The following is a 2180-nucleotide window of genomic DNA, read 5'->3' as shown; positions in this document are numbered from 1 at the left end:
TGGCCGATCGGGGCGATCTCGATTTCTCGGCGCCGGTCGCCCGGTACTGGCCCGAATTCGCCGCCAACGGCAAGGAGAGCATCACCGTCGCCCAGGTGATGAGCCATGCCTCGGGGCTGGCCGGCTGGCATCCGCCGATCGGCGGCGAGGTTCTGCTCGACTGGGAGAGGGCGACCGCCCTGCTCGCCGCCCAGGCGCCGCTGTGGCAGCCGGGGACGGCCTCCGGCTACCACGCCTATTCCTTCGGCTTCCTGGTCGGCGAGGTGGTGCGCCGCATCACCGGCCGGAGCCTCGGCACGGTGTTCCATGAGGAGATCGCGGAGCCGCTGGGCGCGGATTTCCGGATCGGCCTGCCGGCATCGGAAGACCATCGCGTGGCCGACCTGGTGCCGTTCGGGCCGCCGCCCGATATGACCCAGGTGCAGCTCACCGACGTGCAGAAGGCTGCGTTCATCCTGACGGGAACCGACGCGGCGGCCACCCGCACCCGCGCCTGGCGTGGCGCCGAGATCCCGGCCGTCAACGGCCACGGCAATGCCCGCTCGATCGCCGAGATCCACGCCCTGCTCGCCAATGGCGGCGTCGCCAAGGGCAAGCGGATCCTGTCGGAGGCCGGCTGCCGCAAGGCGCTGGAGCAGCGGGTGGCAGGGCCGGACCTGGTCATGAAGGGGATGCAGGTCCGTTTCGGCCTCGGCTTCGCCCTGCCCAGCCCGATCCTGGCGCTGCCGACGCCGAATCCGAACACGCTGTTCTGGGCCGGCGGCGGCGGCTCCTTCGCCCTGATCGACCTGGATGCGCGCACCACCTTCGCCTATGCCATGAACAAGATGCAGCGTGCGCTGGTCGGCGAGGAGCGGTCCTTCCGCATCATCCGGGCGATGTGGCAGGCCCTGGGGGCCTGAGCCGGAGGGATCAGGCCCCCTCGGGCGGCGGGGCCATCGCGGCGGCGTCCATCCACATGATCTCCCAGACATTGCCGTCGGGATCCTCGACGCTGCGGTTGAACATGAAGCCGTGATCCTGCACCGGGTTCGGGTCGGCCCGGCCGCCGGCGGCCGCCGCGCGCGCCAACGTCGTATCCACGGCGTCGCGGCTGTCGACGCTGAGCGCGATCATCGCCTGGCTTTCGCGCCGGGCATCGCCGATCGGCCGCTGGGTGAACTGGCGATAGCGATCATGGGTCAGCAGCATCACACCGATCGCCTCCGAGAACATCAGCGACGTCGCCTGCTCGTCGGAAAACTGCGGGTTCACCGTGCCGCCCAACGCGACGTAGAACGCGGTCGACGCCGCCAGATCGCGCACCGGCAGGTTCACGAAAATCATCTTGCTCATCACGTCCTCCTTCACGAGGGGTTCGGGTTATGGCATTTTGCCTCGATGAAAAGTTAGTAGCCGAAAAGTATCTTGATGGCAAGATACTTTTCATCGAGAGGTTTTCATGGATCGAGCCGACATGGCTATCGAACAATGGGGCCGTGAGCGCCCCGACCTGCCGTTGCTGCCGATGGCGGTTCTCGGCCGCCTGTCCGAGGCGTCCGGACGGGTGACGCGTGACCATCTGAACCCGCTGTTCGCCGCCGCGGGCCTGCAGCCCGGCGAATTCGACGTGCTGGCGACGCTGCGCCGGGCCGGGGCGCCGCACATGCTGTCGCCCACCAGGCTCTATGAGGCCATGATGATCTCTTCGGGTGGGATGACGGCGCGGCTCGACCGGCTCGAACGGGCCGGGCTGATCGCGCGCCACCCCGACCCCAGTGACCGGCGCGGCAAGCTGATCGGGCTCACCGACGCCGGCCGCGCCCTGATCGACGAGACGATCGGCAAGCATGTCGCCAACGAGCAGCGCATCCTCTCGTCGCTGTTGCCGGCCGAGCAGGAGACGCTCAACGCATTGCTCCGCAAGCTGATCGCCGGGCTGTAGCCGCCTCTAAAAGGCTGTTTGGAAATGCGCTGGCGAGAGTCGCATGGCGGTGGTCTCGAGAACCGGCGCGCAGCGGACATGGTCGTCCGTGAGCACCGGAAGCGGAGAAACCGTCGTCAGGCGGCCGCGCCAGGTGCATTACCAAACGGCCTCTAGGGCAGCAGCACCGTCGCGCCGGTGGTCTGCCGCGCTTCCAACCGGCGATGCGCCTCGGCCGCCTCGGCGAGCGGCAGGCGGGCATGGACCGGGATCTTGA

The 2180-nt window shown here is 68.5% G+C and carries 4 protein-coding genes; 2 read left to right on the top strand and 2 right to left on the bottom strand.

Annotated elements, in window-relative coordinates; translation table 11 throughout:
* Positions 1 to 902: serine hydrolase domain-containing protein (locus AC3XYG_RS35195; protein WP_489144549.1), on the top strand; the 902-nt coding region annotated here is incomplete at its 5' end.
* 10 nt (positions 903 to 912) lie between these two features.
* Here AC3XYG_RS35195 and AC3XYG_RS35190 read toward each other — a convergent pair.
* A complete protein-coding gene (locus AC3XYG_RS35190; RefSeq protein WP_489144548.1) occupies positions 913 to 1335 on the bottom strand; it encodes a VOC family protein in 423 nt (140 codons plus the stop codon).
* A 121-nt stretch (positions 1336 to 1456) separates the two neighbouring features.
* Here AC3XYG_RS35190 and AC3XYG_RS35185 point away from each other — a divergent pair, with 121 nt between their 5' ends.
* Positions 1457 to 1924: a MarR family winged helix-turn-helix transcriptional regulator gene (locus AC3XYG_RS35185; RefSeq protein WP_489144547.1), complete on the top strand. Its 468-nt coding sequence runs from the start codon at positions 1457 to 1459 to the stop codon at positions 1922 to 1924.
* Between the two features lie 152 nt (positions 1925 to 2076).
* Here AC3XYG_RS35185 and AC3XYG_RS35180 read toward each other — a convergent pair whose 3' ends face one another.
* Positions 2077 to 2175, bottom strand: coding sequence for a hypothetical protein (locus tag AC3XYG_RS35180; RefSeq protein ID WP_489144550.1), 99 nt, complete (start codon positions 2173 to 2175; stop codon positions 2077 to 2079).
* Positions 2176 to 2180 lie beyond the last annotated feature (5 nt).

Source organism: Inquilinus sp. (genome assembly GCF_057815775.1).
Note: the sequence above shows the minus strand (reverse complement) of the source record. Positions and strands in the feature narration are given on the sequence as shown.

What these genes read in the sequence shown, in the direction of transcription:
- AC3XYG_RS35185 (WP_489144547.1), top strand. Translation starts at nt 1,457, where the DNA reads ATGGCTATCGAACAATGGGGCCGTGAGCGCCCCGACCTGCCGTTGCTG.
- AC3XYG_RS35190 (WP_489144548.1), bottom strand. Translation starts at nt 1,335, where the DNA reads ATGAGCAAGATGATTTTCGTGAACCTGCCGGTGCGCGATCTGGCGGCG.